Source organism: Stenotrophomonas acidaminiphila, assembly GCF_014109845.1.
Taxonomy (GTDB): domain Bacteria; phylum Pseudomonadota; class Gammaproteobacteria; order Xanthomonadales; family Xanthomonadaceae; genus Stenotrophomonas; species Stenotrophomonas acidaminiphila.
Genome location: NZ_CP043567.1, coordinates 3,585,261 through 3,598,388 on the forward strand (window position 1 = coordinate 3,585,261; position 13,128 = coordinate 3,598,388).

Sequence of the window (13,128 nt, forward strand, 5' to 3'; positions counted from 1 at the left end):
CACAGCCATTGGACAGACCATGAGCCACCCTTCCGTCGAAACGATCAAACGCGAAAGCCGGCGCCTGCGCGGCACCATCAGCGAGGGCCTGCTGGACGCCAGCACCGGCTCGCTGGGCTTCGAGGACCAGCGCACCATCAAGTTCCATGGCAGCTACCAGCAGGACGACCGCGACCTGCGCGACGAGCGCCGCCGGCAGAAGCTCGAGCCCGCGCACCAGTTCATGATCCGCATCCGCGCGCCGGGCGGCGTGTTCACCCCGCGGCAGTGGCTCGCGCTCGACCGCATCGCCACCACCTGGGGCAACCACTCGCTGCGGGTGACCACGCGCCAGACCTTCCAGTTCCATGGCGTGATCAAGCGCGAACTGAAGGCGACGATGCAGGCGATCAACGCCGCGGCGCTGGATACGGTCTCGGCCTGCGGCGACGTCAACCGCAACGTGCTCGGCGCCAGCAACCCGCTGCAGTCGGACCTGCATGCGCAGGTACACGAATGGGCGCAGCAGCTGTCGCTGCGCTTCCGCCCGGCCACCCGCGCCTACTACGAGATCTGGCTGGACGAAGAGAAGGTGGCCGAAAGCGGGGTCGAGCACGAACCGCTGTACGGCGAGACCTACCTGCCGCGCAAGTTCAAGATCGCCGTTGCGGTGCCGCCGCACAACGACGTCGACGTGTTCGCCAACGACCTCGGCCTGGTCGCCATCGTCGACGACGCCGGCCACCTTGCCGGCTTCAACGTCGCCATCGGCGGCGGCATGGGCGCCAGCCACGGCATCGCCGCGCACTACCCGCGGGTGGGCAACGTGATCGGCTTCGTGGCGCCGGAACAGGTGTTCGCCATCGCCGAGGCCGCCATCGCCGTGCAGCGCGACCTGGGCGACCGCGAGGAACGCAAGCATGCGCGTTTCAAATACACCATCGACGACCATGGCACCGACGCGATCGTGGCGCTGATGCAGGAACGGGCCGGCGTCGTCCTGCAGCCGGCGCGGCCGTTCCGCTTCGAGCACAACGGCGACCGCTTCGGCTGGGTCGAGGGCGGCAACGGGCTCTGGCACCTGACCCTGTCGCTGCCCAGCGGGCGCATCGCCGACACCGCGGGCCGGCCGCTGCTGACCGGCATGCGCGAGATCGCCCGCGTCCACCACGGCGAGTTCCGCCTGACCGCCAACCAGAACGTGATCATCGCCGGCGTGCCGGCGGCGCAGCGCGCGCTCATCGACGCGCTGGTCGCGCAGCATGCGCTGGACCTGGAGAACAACGCGCCCACCGCCACCGCGCGCAGTGCGGTGGCATGCGTGGCGCTGCCGACCTGCGCGCTGGCCATGGCCGAGGCCGAGCGTTACCTGCCCGGCTTCCTCGCCGCGCTGGAACCGCTGCTGGCCCGGCACGGGCTGCGCGAGGCGCCGATCCTGCTGCGCGTGTCCGGCTGCCCCAACGGCTGCTCGCGTCCGTACCTGGCCGAGATCGCCCTGGTCGGCCGCGCACCGGGCCGCTACAACCTGTTCCTCGGCGGCGACCACCGCGGCCAGCGCCTGAACACGCTGTACCGCGACAACGTCACCGAGGCGCAGATCCTGCAGGCACTGGAACCGCTGCTGGCGCGTTATGCCGGCGACCGCGAGGCCGGCGAGCGCTTCGGCGACTTCCTGCACCGCAGCGGGCTGATCGAACTGCCGCCCTACCCCACCCACCGCCAGATTGCCGTGGAACTGCACGCATGAGCGCCCTGCCCCTGTCTTCCCGCGACCCCGCAAGCACTGCCGCCCCCGAGGACGTCGCCACGCTCGACGCGCGGCTCGAGGCGATGGACGCAACCGCGCGCGTGCGCTGGGCATTGCAGCACCTGCCGGGCACGCACGTGCTGTCCTCCAGTTTCGGCGCACAGTCGGCGGTGACCCTGCACCTGCTCAGCCGCCAGCAGCCGGACATCCCGGTGATCCTGATCGACACCGGCTACCTGTTCCCGGAAACCTACCGCTTCGCCGACACCCTGACCGAGCGCCTGGGCCTGAACCTGAAGGTGTACCGGCCGCTGGTCAGCCGCGCGTGGATGGAGGCCCGCCACGGCCGCCTGTGGGAACAGGGCCTGGTCGGCATCGAGCAGTACAACAACCTGCGCAAGGTCGAGCCGATGAAACGCGCCCTGGACGAACTGCAGGCCGCCACCTGGTTCACCGGCCTGCGCCGCAGCCAGTCGGCCGGCCGTGCCGCCACGCCGGTGCTGCAACGTCGCGATGCGCGCTGGAAGGTCAACCCGATCGCCGACTGGAGCGACCGCGACGTGTGGCAGTACCTCAAGCAGCATGACCTGCCCTACCACCCGCTGTGGGAACAGGGCTATGTCTCCATCGGCGACTACCACACCACCCGCCGCTGGGAGCCGGGCATGCGCGAGGAAGACACCCGCTTCTTCGGCCTCAAGCGCGAGTGCGGGCTGCACGAGATGTGAGCGCTGCCGCGGCCGGACGCTGGCGCCCGCCGGTGCTGCCGGTGTCCACGCGTCGCCCGCCTGGGCGCGATCAGCTGAGCGCGGCTTCCTGCTGCTCCCAGAACGCCAGCAACCCGCGCAGCCCCGGCGTATCGCTGGCGCGTGCCAGGTCCTCGCCCAGGTAGCGCGCTTGTTGTTGCCACTGGCGGCTGCTCAACTGCAGCAGCACGCTGCCGTCGGTACGCGTACAGCCCATGTGCCACTGCATGAAATGCAACTGCTGCACCGGCCCGTCCTGCAGCACGTCCAGTTCGACATGCATCCGCGACCCGCGGATGCGCGCGTAGATCCGCTCCACGCCGGCATCCGGCCCCTCGAAATACTGGAAGAAGCGCTGGCCGTCGTAGAGCAGCACGCCGGTGACGCCTTCCATGCGGTTGCGCGCGCGCGCATCGACCAGCAGGTGGTCGAGGTCGGCCGGGGTCAGCCCGGCCACGGCGGTACTGGTATAGGCCACGGCCCGGTGCGTCATCTGCGGTTCCCTGCTCCGTGCCTGGTCGGGCAAGCATGACACAGGTCTCCCGCTGCCGGTCGCCCGGCAGCGGGAGCCGCCACGTCAGTAGCGATAGTCCAGCTTCAGCCAGAGCGTGCGGCCGGGTTCGTTGATCCGCACCGGGTCGGCGGGGAAGCCGAAGTCGGCGCTGCCGGCCAGGTTGAGGTGTTCGGCATAGGCGCGGTCGAACACGTTGTCCACGCCGGCGCTGGCCCGCAGGCCATCGCTGATGCGGTAGGCGGCGTTGAGCGACAGCGTGGCGAAGCCGGCGCTCGGGCCGAGATCGCGCGCCACCACGTTGCCTTCGTCCTGCGCCACCCGGTCCTGCCCGGCGACCACCCGCAGCAACGCCCCGGTCGACCAGCGCGCGTGTTCCCAGGATGCGCTGAAGCGGCCTTCCAGCGGCGGGATCTGCGGCAGCGGCCGCTGCTCGTCGCGGTTCTCGCCCCAGGCATAGGCCAGCGTGCTGCCCAACTTCAGGCCCTGCGCCGGCCGCCATTCCAGCCCGGCCTCGGCACCGGCAATGCGCGCATCGACATTGCCCGCACGCGTGCTGCTGCCCATCATGCCGCCGCTGCGGTAGGTGAACAGGATGTAGTCCTGCAGGCGCCCCGCGTAGGCCGACACCCAGGCATCGAGCGTGCGCCCGCGGAACTGCAGGCCGAGGTCGAGCTGGGTGGTCTTCTCCGGCTTCACCCCGGCGAAAGCGTTGACGCTGCCGGCCGGGCCGGCGTCGGCAGAGAACAGCTCCCAGTAGTCGGGCATGCGCTCGCTGTGGCCGAGCCCGGCATACCAGGTCCAGGCCTGGCCGTGGTCGCGCTCGTAGCGCAGGAAGCCGCTGCCCAGCGTCTGCTCGCGCGTCTGCCCGGCGGTGGGGTTGGGCATGGACATCATACCGCTGGTCACGCGCAGGTCCTTGGCCTGCGCCTTGTCCACCCGCAACCCGCTCACCCAGCGCCGCGGCGTGTCCTCGCCGAAGGTCAGTTCGGCGAATGCCCCCGTGTTGCTGAGTTCGGCATCGCGGATCCACGGCATCTGCTTCCAGGTGTCGCGGCCCATGCCCTTGCGCTTGCGGTGGCGGCTGTCCTGGGCGTCGATGCCGGCGACGATGGCCACGTCCTGCCAGCGCCATTCCGAGGCGATGCGGCCGCCGCTGGTGCGCCGCGCCACGTTGGACGCCATCGGCATCGGCATGCTGCCGTTCGGGTTGGGCGTGCGCAGCGTGTAGTTGTCCATCAAGTGGTCGGCCTCGTTGTAGTACAGGTTGGCCTGCAGCTTGTCCCATGCCCCGGGCAGGTTGCCGCGCTCGAAACGCAGGCCGTAGCTGCTGCGCTTGAACGCCGCCCCGTCCATGCCACGGCCGGCATAGCGGGCCAGGGCATCGCCGGTGCCGGCATTGAGTTCGACCACGGTGTCGGCATCCGGCGTCCAGCCGACGGCGACATCGGCGTTCCACTTGCGCCAGCGCGACGGCACCACCTCGCCGTTGCCGTCGCGGTAGTCGCCGGACTCGGAGCGGTTGCCGTTGACCCGCACGTAGCCCGGGCGGCTGCCGAAGCTGGCGTCGAGCATCTGGTCGTTGCGGCTGTTGGAGCCGCCCAGCGCGCTGGCCTGCAGCTCCATGCCCGGGGCGTCGAAGCGCGGCATGTCGCGCTCGAAGCGCACCGTGCCGGCCGAAGCGCCGGCACCCCAGCGCACGCTCTGCGGCCCCTTGACGACGGTCAGCCGGTCATAGGTTTCCGGCGCGATGTAGGACAGCGGGTTGTCCATACGCGAGGGACAGGCGCCGAGCAGGTTGCCGTCGTTGGTGAGGATGTTCAGCCGCGAACCGGACATGCCGCGCAGCACCGGGTCGCCGTTGGTGCCGCCGTTGCGGATCGCGGAGAAGCCGGGAACGGTCTTGAGGTAGTCGGCGCCATCGCTGGCGGGCACCGGCTGCCGCGGCAGGCGCGGGTCGGTGACCCAGTTCAGCGGCGAGGACGGCGCGGCGCTGGTCACGACCAGGGTGTCCAGGGTCTTGATCGAATCGGGCTCGTCGGCGTGCGCGAGCAGGGGAAACAGCGCCAGGCAGACGCAGGCGGCCAGGCACGCCGGGGCGCCCGGCGTACGGGAAACGGGATACATGGAATTCTCCGGTACGACATGCCACGTGCCGCACGAAGCGACAGGCAGCGGGAAGAAGGGGATCTGTCGTCAGGAGAACAACGGCGGCCCACGCGCCGGATGCGCCGGCCAGCGCAGGCCGGCGCTGAACAGGGAGGCACGCGCCGGCTGCGGCGCGATGCGGTACAGCAGCGGTGCCAGCAGGAGCAGCACCGCCAGCCACGGCAGCAGCCGCGACGCCATGGTGCAGTAGTCGCAGGCCTCGCCATGGGCGGCATGCGGATCAGGCGCAGGGGTCTTGCCGGTAGAGCCGACGGCATCGGCATGCCCGGCATGCGCATCCATCGCAGGCGGCAGCGCCTGCGTGCCGCCCGCCATGGCCATCGCGGGCATCGCATGCGCCATCGACGCATGCGCCCCCTGCACGGCCTGCATCCCGCGGCTCACCACCGGCGCCAGCGCCATCAGCAGCGCGGCTGCCAGCGCAAGCAGCAACATCCAGCGGTGCATGTGCGGGGATCGGATCACGGCACGATTTTAAGACCCCGCCGCGGCCGTCCATGTGCGACACATCGCCGCAGGGGGAAACCGGTACCGACGGAAGGCCGCGGACGCCGGCCCGGGATCCTCGCCGATGCGGGCCGGCGGACACCGCGACGCGCCAGGCCACGCGCTCCTGGCCCGCGTCGGCGCAGTCGGCGCAGTCGGCGCGCCCGGTATCCCAGGCTGGTTGCCGGCCTCAGTTGGTGATGGTCTGGGTCAGCTCTTCCCAGCTCGGCGGTACCGGCCAGTCGGCCGCCTGGTTGCCCTCCAGCACGCGCCGCAGGTCGCGCTTGTCGATCTGCGGCGCCAGCACGTGCACCAGTTCCAGCGCGTAGTCGCGCAGCACGCGGTCGCGCGGCAGCACCGCCCACGCGGTGCACTCGGGAATCGCCGACGGCGCCGGCCAGGCGCGCAGGTCGCCGTCGCCGGCGCTGACCGCCATTTCCGCCAGCAGGCCCACGCCCAGGCCGGCGCGTACATAGGTCTTGATCAGATCGGCATCGAGCGCGGTCAGGGCCAGGTCAGGCTCCAGCCCCTGGGTGGCGAAGGCGCGGCGCAGCGAGGAACTGGGCCGCGTCGAGGATTCGTAGCTGATCAGCGGGTGGGCGGCCAGCGCGGCCATGTCCGGCAGCCTGCCGGCACGCTCCAGCGCATGGCCCTTGGGCACCAGCACCAGCCGCCGCCAGCGGTACAGCGGCACCGCGATGCCGGTGCTGGGTTCGCCGCCGGCGGTGCTGACGATGGCGATGTCGGCGTCGCCCTGGCTGAGCAGGTCCAGCGCGTCGCTCTCGGCGGCCTGCTGCAGGTGCACGCTGACCTGCGGATAGGCCTGCTTGATCCGCGCCACCGCCGGCGGCAGCACGAAGCGCGCCTGGGTATGGGTGGTGGTCAGGACCAGCTGGCCGTGGCTCTCGCGGCGCTGGTTGGCGGCGTAGGTGCGGATGTTGTTGGCTTCGGCCAGCACCAGCCGCGCCCGCGCGATCACTTCCGCGCCGGCCGGGGTCACCGACTCCAGGCTGCGCCCCTTGCGCACGAACAGCAGGAAGCCCAGTTCGTCCTCCAGCTGCTTGAGCTGCTTGGACAGCCCCGGCTGGGTGGCGTGCACGCGCGTGGCCGCCAGCGTGATGTTCAGCTCGGCGTCGGCGATCGCCACCAGGTAGCGCAGTTGGGTCAGGGTCATCGGGGGTCGGGGCGGAGGCTAGGCGGGGACCCGACCCACTGTAGGTCAGATCGCATGGCCTACTTATAACCGAAAGTAATTTGATAGGCGGGGCAAGTCATTTCCGGGGCCCGCGGGGCGGGACTACGGTCAGCATCCCTGCCACGACCGCCGCCCCTGCCACCTTGGACGCCCCCCTGTTCCCGCTGTTCGCCGATCTCAACGGCCGTGCCGTGCTGGTGGTCGGCGGTGGCGCGGTGGCCGGGCGCAAGGTCGAGGCGCTGCTGCACGCCGGTGCACGGCCCCGGGTCGGCGCGCCGCACCTGTCGCCGGCACTGCGGGCGCTGGCCGAGGCCGGCCGCATCGACTGGCTGCCCGGCCTGTTCGACACGCGCTGGCTGGCCGAAGACGTGTGGCTGGTGGTCGCCGCCACCGACACGGTCGCGGTCAACCAGGCGGTCGCGCGTGCGGCCGAGGCGCAGCGGCTGTTCGTGAACGTGGTCGACGACGCACAGCTGTCGCGCTTCCACGTGCCGGCCGTGGTCGAGCGCGGCGCCCTGCAGATCGCCATCTCCAGCGGCGGCGCCGCGCCGATGGTGGCGCGGCATGTCCGCCGCCGGCTGGAAGAGCTGTTCGATGGCGCCTGGGGCCAGCTGACCGCACTGGCCGGGCGCCACCGCCCGGCCATCCGCGCGCGCTTCCCGGACACCGCCGCACGCCGCCGCTTCTTCGACCGCCTGCTCGACGGCCCGGTGCTGGAGCTGCTGCGCCGGCATCGCCCTGGCGACGCCGAATCCGCGCTGCGGCAGGCGATGGCCGACGAGCCGCCGGCAGCGGCCGGCTCGGTGGTGCTGGTCGGCGCCGGTTCCGGCGACCCCGGCCTGCTCACCCTGGCCGCATTGCGCGCGCTCAACCAGGCCGACGTCATCCTGCACGACCGCCTGGTCAGCGCCGAGGTGCTGCAGCTGGCCCGCCGCGACGCCGACCGCATCGAAGTCGGCAAGTCCGCGCGCGGCCACAGCACCCGCCAGGAGCATATCCACGCGCTGATGCTGGAACACGCCCGCGCCGGTCGCCGCGTGGTACGGCTCAAGGGCGGCGATGCCTTCGTGTTCGGCCGCGGTGGCGAGGAGCTGCAGTTCCTGCGTGCGCACGGCATCGCCTACGAGGTGGTACCGGGCATCACCGCGGCACTGGCCTGCGCCGCGCACGCCGGCATCCCGCTCACCCACCGCGACCACGCCCAGCAGCTGCGCCTGGTCACCGCGCATTGCCGCGAATCGCTGGACACGCTCGACTGGCATGCGCTGGCCGCGCCACGACAGACCCTGGTGTTCTACATGGGCGTGGCCGCGCTGGCACGGATCCAGGCGCACCTGCTCGAAGCCGGGCTGCCCGCCGCCACGCCGTTCGCGCTGGTGGAGAACGGCTCGCGCCCCGGCCAGCGGGTGGTCAGCGGGCACCTGCGGCAACTGGCGGAGGCCGCCACCACGCACGCGGTGCAGTCGCCGGCACTGCTGGTCGTCGGCGAGGTGGCCGCGCTGGCGAACGAACTGCACTGGTTCGGCCAGGCGCCGCTGCCCGCCGCTGCCCACGCATCCTCACCTTCAGCAAAGACGCCGCCGACCACACTGGCCGACGCCGCCTGATTCCTTCCAGGAGATCCCCATGGCCATCTACAGCAACATCCTCGACACCGTCGGCAATACCCCGGTGGTCAAGCTCAACCGCCTGGCGCCGGCCGGGGTGGACGTCTACGTCAAGGTCGAGTCGTTCAACCCCGGCGGCTCGGTCAAGGACCGCCTGGCGCTGGCGATCGTGCTCGACGCAGAAAAGCGCGGCGTGCTCAAGCCCGGCGACACCATCGTCGAGGCCACGTCGGGCAACACCGGCGTGGCCCTGGCCATGGTCGCGGCCGCACGCGGCTACAAGTTCGTGGCGGTGATGACCGAGACCTTCTCGGTGGAACGCCGCAAGGCGATGCGCGCGTATGGCGCCAAGGTGATCCTGACCCCGGCCGCGGCACGCGGCACCGGCATGGTGGAAAAGGCGAAGGAACTGGCCGCCAGGCACGGTTGGTTCCTCGCCAGCCAGTTCGCCAACCCGGCCAATCCGGCCTACCACCGCAACACCACCGCCGCCGAGATCCTGCGTGACTTCGCCGGCAAGCGGCTGGACTACTTCGTCAGTGGCTGGGGCACCGGCGGTACCCTGACCGGCGTGGGCGAGGTGCTGAAACTGGCGCGCCCGGACACCCGCATCATCGCCACCGAGCCGGCCGGCGCGGCGCTGCTCAAGGGCGACGAGTGGAAGCCGCACAAGATCCAGGGCTGGACCCCGGACTTCCTGCCGGACGTGCTCAACCGCAACGTCTACGACGCGCTGTACACGGTGCAGGACGAACGCGCGATCGAGACTTCGCGCCGGCTGGCCGCCGAGGAGGGCATCTTCGTCGGCATCTCCTCCGGCGCCACCGCCGCCACCGCGCTGGAGGTCGCCGCCAACGCACCGGCCGGCTCGGTGATCCTGGCCATGCTGCCCGATACCGGCGAGCGCTATTTCTCCACCCCGCTGTTCGCCGACATCAACGAAGGCAGCGACGACGACTGGCTGGCCGGCCTGCCGTAACCCCGCGTCCCGCGCGCCGCCCTCCCCCCGCACAAGGCCGCCCCCGGGCGGCCTTGCTGCTTGCCGGGCGCCGCGTCGCAGCCGTGGAGACGCATCTTCCTCAGACTTTGCCGTGGGCCGGCGCAAGCCGTGCATCCGTCACGTTTTGCTCATATACGGGAAGGGAAGATCGCGGGCATGAACATCGACATCTGGCACGGCGACATCACCACCCTCGACGTGGACGCCATCGTCAACGCGGCCAATGAGAGCCTGCTCGGTGGCGGCGGTGTCGACGGCACGATCCACAGCGCGGCCGGGCCGGGCCTGCTGGCCGAATGCGCGCGCCTGCCGGAACTGCGCCCGGGCGTGCGCTGCCCGCCGGGCGAGGTCCGCGCCACCGCCGGCCATGCGCTGCCGGCACGCCATGTGTTCCACACCGTCGGCCCGGTCTGGCACGGCGGCCAGCGCGACGAGGCCGCGCTGCTCGCCAACTGCTACTGGCAATCGCTGCGGCTGGCCGAGCAGATGCGGCTGGAATCGATCGCCTTCCCGGCGATCAGCTGCGGCGTCTACGGCTACCCCATGCACCAGGCCGCCGCCATCGCCGTCACCGAAACGGTGACCTGGCAGAAGAGCCACGCGCGGCCGGTGCGGATTGTGCTGGTGGCCTACAACACCGCCACCTTCAAGGCCTACCAGCAGGCACTGGCCGTTGCCGCGCAGGCGCATGCGGCGGTGGCCGTGGACGATCCGCTGCCATCGTTCGCGCGTTAGCGGCGCGGGCCGCCAGTCACGCTGCGGGCCCGCACACATGGAAACGCCGGCACAGGGCCGGCGTTTCCACATCCATCACGGGCAGGGGCCGGTCAGCCTTCCCACTTGCCCAGCGCGGCCAGGCCGTTTTCCCGGGCACGCTCGTACACGGTCTTCTGCGCGGCCTCGTAGTTGCCCTTCATGTCCTTGGCCCACAGCTTCAGCGCGGCCTGCTGCATCGCGCGGCCGTAGGAGAAGCTCAGCGGCCACGGCAGCTTGTCGAGCTGGTTCATGGCGTTCAGGTGCGCGGTGGACTGCTCGTCGCTCTGCCCGCCGGACAGGAACACCACGCCCGGCAGGATCGCCGGCACGGTGCTCTTCAGGCACATCACGGTGGCTTCGGCCACTTCCTCGACGTCGGCCTGCTCGTCGCAGTCCTTGCCGGAGATGACCATCGAGGCCTTCAGGATGGTGCCTTCCAGCAGCACGTTCTGCTGGTACAGCGCGTCGAACAGCGAGCGCAGGGTGGCTTCGGTGACTTCGTAGCAGGTCTCGATGTCGTGGTCGCCGTCCATGATCACTTCCGGCTCGACCATCGGCACCAGGCCGCATTCCTGGCACAGCGCGGCGTAGCGGGCCAGCGCGTGGGCGTTGGACTCGATGCAGGTGCCCGACGGGATGCTCTCGCCGATGTTGATGACCGCACGCCACTTGGCGAAGCGCGCGCCCAGCTTGTAGTACTCCTGCAGGCGCTCGCGCAGGCCGTCCAGGCCTTCGGTGACCAGCTCGCCCGGGCAGCCGGCCAGCGGGTGCGCGCCCTTGTCGACCTTGATGCCCGGGATCATGCCGTGGTCGGCCATGTACTTGGCGAACGGCACGCCGTCGCGGGTGCTCTGGCGGATGGTTTCGTCGTACAGGATCGCGCCGGAAATGTGCTCGTTGAGCTTGGGCGTGGTCAGCAGCAGCTCGCGGTAGGCGCGGCGGTTCTCTTCGGTGTTCTCGATGCCGACGCTGGCGAAGCGCTTGGCGATCGTGCCGGTGGATTCGTCGATGGCGATGATGCCCTTGCCCGGGGCGACCATGGCCTGGGCGGTTTCAGCCAGCAGTTCGATGCTCATGAAGTTCCTGTGACGGGGTGCGGGAAAACCCGGATTATAGCCCGCGGCCGTCGTCGGCCGGCCGTGAGGACGCACTGGAACCGCTTTCAATCCACCGGCCAGGACAATTCCTGTCCACCGCGGTCACGCACGGGCCACCGCGGTGGCCCGTGCAGGCACATCGATCAGAGCTCGCCCAGTCCGCTGGCGCGGCCGTCGCTGCCGACTTCGAGCAGGCGCAGGGTGTTGGTGGCGCCGTGGGTTTCCATGTGCTCGCCGCTGGTGAACACGACGCGGTCGCCGGCCTGCAGCAGGCCGGCCTCGACCAGCAGGCGGATGCTGCCGCGCGCGGCTTCGCGCGGGGTGAAGCCACGGCTGTCGAAATTGATCGGGAACACGTCGCGCATCAGCGCCATCTGCCGGCGCGCGCCGTCGTGGCGGGTCACCGCGAACACCGGCGCCTTGGCGCGGAACCGCGACAGGTAGCGCGCGGTGCCGCCGGACTCGGTCATCGCCACGATCGCGCGCACGCCCACGTGCTGGGACAGGAACATGGTGGCCATGGCGATGGCCTGGTCGGCGCGCTCCAGGTTGCGCGGCGAGGCATTGAAATCGGTGTCGATCTGGAACTGGCGTTCGGCCCCGAGGCAGATGCGCGCCATCGCCTCGACCGCCCTGACCGGATAGGCGCCGGCGGCGGTCTCGGCCGACAGCATCACCGCGTCGGTGCCGTCGATGACCGAGTTGGCCACGTCCAGCACTTCGGCGCGGGTCGGGATCGGGCTTTCGACCATCGACTGCAGCATCTGCGTGGCGGTGATCACCACCTTGTTCTGCGCCAGCGCGGCCTTGATGATCTTCTTCTGCAGGCCCGGCAGTTCGGCGTCGCCGATTTCCACGCCCAGGTCGCCGCGCGCGACCATCACCACGTCGCTGGCCTCGACGATCTCCTCCAGGTTCTCGATCGCCTCGGTACGCTCGATCTTGGAGACCAGCGCCGCATCGCAGCCATGCTGGCGGGCAATGGCGCGGGCGTCGTTCATGTCCTGCGCGTTGCGGCAGAACGAGACGGCGATGAAGTCCACGCCGATCTTCGCCACGATGCCGATCAGCTCCTTGTCGCGTTCGGTCAACGCGCCCAGCGACAGGCCGCCGCCCTGCTTGTTCAGGCCCTTGCGGTCGGACAGCACGCCGTCGTTGAGCACGGTGTTGATGATGCGCTCGCCCTGCACCTCCACCACCTGCAGCTGCATCAGGCCATCGTCCAGCAGCAGCACGTCGCCCGGGCCCACGTCCTGCGGCAGGCCGAGGTAGCTCACGCCCACCTGGGTGGCGTCGCCGGGCGCCGCATCGGCCTTGGCGATCAGGTCGAAGCGGTCACCGGCCTTGAGCTGCACCTTGCCTTCGGCGAAGCGCTCGATGCGGATCTTCGGGCCCGGCAGGTCGGCCAGGATGCCCACTTCCACACCGATGCGGTTGGCGGCGGCGCGCACTTCGGCGGCGCGCTTGGCCTGGCCGGACGGATCGCCATGGGAGAAGTTCAGGCGCACCACGTTGACACCGGCGCGGAACAGATCGTCGAGCACGCCCGGCGCATCGGTGGCCGGTCCGAGGGTGGCGAGGATCTTGGTGCGGCGCTGGCGTTCGATCATGGTGCAAAAACTCCCTGAAAGGCCGCCGAAATTAGCATATCCACCGCATGACAACGATGTCGCATACGATTTCAGAAGACACTTTCCACGCTGTCCCGCAGACAGCGCGGACAGCATGTCCGGACATCACCTTCGCGTTACACCGCGCTGTCCACCGGCGACGCGGCAACCGGACACGCACGAGTCTCGATTTGTCGACACGGGACAACCCGACAGCCAGCCAGG

The 13,128-nt window shown here is 70.4% G+C and carries 11 protein-coding genes; 5 read left to right on the forward strand and 6 right to left on the reverse strand.

The genetic code is table 11. The annotated features are described in order from the left end of the window. Window positions 1–19 precede the first annotated feature (19 nt). Together cysI and F0P95_RS16345 are read left to right on the forward strand one after the other, a co-directional pair. A complete protein-coding gene (gene cysI, locus F0P95_RS16340) occupies window positions 20–1,726 on the forward strand; it encodes an assimilatory sulfite reductase (NADPH) hemoprotein subunit (RefSeq protein ID WP_182335112.1) in 1,707 nt (568 codons plus the stop codon). Beyond that, window positions 1,723–2,454, forward strand: a complete 732-nt coding sequence (locus tag F0P95_RS16345) for a phosphoadenylyl-sulfate reductase (RefSeq protein WP_182335113.1) — start codon at window positions 1,723–1,725, stop codon at window positions 2,452–2,454. The genes cysI and F0P95_RS16345 overlap by 4 nt, the downstream gene beginning before the upstream one ends. A 70-nt stretch (window positions 2,455–2,524) precedes the next feature. Here the strand turns inward: F0P95_RS16345 and F0P95_RS16350 are convergent, their stop codons facing one another. The 4 genes from F0P95_RS16350 to F0P95_RS16365 all read right to left on the reverse strand — a co-directional run bounded on the left by F0P95_RS16350 (window position 2,525) and on the right by F0P95_RS16365 (window position 6,812). Continuing rightward, complete coding sequence (locus F0P95_RS16350; RefSeq protein WP_182335114.1) at window positions 2,525–2,965, reverse strand: BLUF domain-containing protein; 441 nt, start codon at window positions 2,963–2,965, stop codon at window positions 2,525–2,527. An 84-nt stretch (window positions 2,966–3,049) separates the two neighbouring features. Continuing rightward, a complete protein-coding gene (locus tag F0P95_RS16355) occupies window positions 3,050–5,110 on the reverse strand; it encodes a TonB-dependent copper receptor (protein ID WP_182335115.1) in 2,061 nt (686 codons plus the stop codon). A 69-nt stretch (window positions 5,111–5,179) separates the two neighbouring features. Next, complete coding sequence (locus tag F0P95_RS16360) at window positions 5,180–5,617, reverse strand: DUF2946 family protein (RefSeq protein ID WP_425515888.1); 438 nt, start codon at window positions 5,615–5,617, stop codon at window positions 5,180–5,182. A gap of 211 nt (window positions 5,618–5,828) precedes the next feature. Beyond that, window positions 5,829–6,812 carry a LysR family transcriptional regulator gene (locus F0P95_RS16365; protein ID WP_182335116.1) on the reverse strand — a complete coding sequence of 328 codons (984 nt, stop codon included), beginning with the start codon at window positions 6,810–6,812 and terminating at the stop codon, window positions 5,829–5,831. Between the two features lie 164 nt (window positions 6,813–6,976). On the opposite strand from F0P95_RS16365, the gene cysG reads away from it, so the two are divergent. The 3 genes from cysG (at window position 6,977) to F0P95_RS16380 (ending at window position 10,175) form a co-directional block, all read left to right on the forward strand. Continuing rightward, on the forward strand, window positions 6,977–8,440 hold the full coding sequence (gene cysG, locus F0P95_RS16370; protein ID WP_182335117.1) for a siroheme synthase CysG: 1,464 nt from the start codon (window positions 6,977–6,979) through the stop codon (window positions 8,438–8,440). A gap of 19 nt (window positions 8,441–8,459) precedes the next feature. Further along, complete coding sequence (gene cysK / locus F0P95_RS16375; protein ID WP_182335118.1) at window positions 8,460–9,419, forward strand: cysteine synthase A; 960 nt, start codon at window positions 8,460–8,462, stop codon at window positions 9,417–9,419. Window positions 9,420–9,596: 177 nt separating this feature from the next. Further along, window positions 9,597–10,175: an O-acetyl-ADP-ribose deacetylase gene (locus tag F0P95_RS16380; protein ID WP_182335119.1), complete on the forward strand. Its 579-nt coding sequence runs from the start codon at window positions 9,597–9,599 to the stop codon at window positions 10,173–10,175. Window positions 10,176–10,267: 92 nt separating this feature from the next. Here F0P95_RS16380 and F0P95_RS16385 read toward each other — a convergent pair whose 3' ends face one another. Together F0P95_RS16385 and pyk are read right to left on the reverse strand one after the other, a co-directional pair. Further along, window positions 10,268–11,272, reverse strand: coding sequence for a class I fructose-bisphosphate aldolase (locus F0P95_RS16385; protein ID WP_056931203.1), 1,005 nt, complete (start codon window positions 11,270–11,272; stop codon window positions 10,268–10,270). Between the two features lie 164 nt (window positions 11,273–11,436). Further along, window positions 11,437–12,903, reverse strand: a complete 1,467-nt coding sequence (gene pyk / locus F0P95_RS16390) for a pyruvate kinase (protein WP_182335120.1) — start codon at window positions 12,901–12,903, stop codon at window positions 11,437–11,439. Between the last annotated feature and the right edge of the window lie 225 nt (window positions 12,904–13,128).

What these genes read in the sequence shown, in the direction of transcription:
- F0P95_RS16345 (WP_182335113.1), top strand. Translation starts at nt 1,723, where the DNA reads ATGAGCGCCCTGCCCCTGTCTTCCCGCGACCCCGCAAGCACTGCCGCC.
- cysK (WP_182335118.1), top strand. Translation starts at nt 8,460, where the DNA reads ATGGCCATCTACAGCAACATCCTCGACACCGTCGGCAATACCCCGGTG.
- pyk (WP_182335120.1), bottom strand. Translation starts at nt 12,903, where the DNA reads ATGATCGAACGCCAGCGCCGCACCAAGATCCTCGCCACCCTCGGACCG.
- cysI (WP_182335112.1), top strand. Translation starts at nt 20, where the DNA reads ATGAGCCACCCTTCCGTCGAAACGATCAAACGCGAAAGCCGGCGCCTG.
- F0P95_RS16385 (WP_056931203.1), bottom strand. Translation starts at nt 11,272, where the DNA reads ATGAGCATCGAACTGCTGGCTGAAACCGCCCAGGCCATGGTCGCCCCG.
- F0P95_RS16365 (WP_182335116.1), bottom strand. Translation starts at nt 6,812, where the DNA reads ATGACCCTGACCCAACTGCGCTACCTGGTGGCGATCGCCGACGCCGAG.
- F0P95_RS16350 (WP_182335114.1), bottom strand. Translation starts at nt 2,965, where the DNA reads ATGACGCACCGGGCCGTGGCCTATACCAGTACCGCCGTGGCCGGGCTG.
- F0P95_RS16380 (WP_182335119.1), top strand. Translation starts at nt 9,597, where the DNA reads ATGAACATCGACATCTGGCACGGCGACATCACCACCCTCGACGTGGAC.
- F0P95_RS16355 (WP_182335115.1), bottom strand. Translation starts at nt 5,110, where the DNA reads ATGTATCCCGTTTCCCGTACGCCGGGCGCCCCGGCGTGCCTGGCCGCC.